The sequence below is a fragment of the Modicisalibacter radicis genome, from assembly GCF_900961225.1.
Taxonomy (GTDB): domain Bacteria; phylum Pseudomonadota; class Gammaproteobacteria; order Pseudomonadales; family Halomonadaceae; genus Modicisalibacter.
Map to the genome: position 1 here is coordinate 1 of NZ_CAAHFN010000133.1, position 470 is coordinate 470.

Annotated in this window: 1 protein-coding gene; it reads left to right on the forward strand. The window is 38.7% G+C overall.

Features of this window, described 5'->3' with window-relative positions; genetic code table 11:
- Positions 1-470 (forward strand): pectinesterase family protein (locus tag HR9077_RS20940; RefSeq protein ID WP_210725998.1); only part of this gene is annotated, 470 nt, incomplete at both ends.

Here is a 470-nt window from a genome sequence, read left to right on the forward strand (position 1 = left end):
ATCAACAACCTAACATTGAAAAACACGCATTTGCGTAACAAGGTTGATTCAAACCAAGCTGAAACAATTTACTTTAATAGTAATGGTCGTTTAGTGGCTAATAATGCCAGCTTTATTAGCGAACAAGATACCCTATTACTGAAAGGTTATAGCTGGTTCTACAACAGCTTAGTTGCTGGTAATGTTGACTTTATTTGGGGCTACCCAGTTACCGCATTATTTGAAAGCAGTGAAATACGCACTATAGGTGACTCTAAAGACAATGACCCAACGAAAGACACCTCTGGAGGCTATGTATTACAAGCACGCGTACCTGTGCAAACAGATCCTGGCTTTATCTTTTTAAACAGTAGTTTTACTCATGGCCCAGGACCAATTGGCAATGATGTGTTAGATAATTCAACCTATATTGCACGCAGTGGTGGCAGTGACACATATTGCGATAACATAACGCTTATCAATAATAAGTT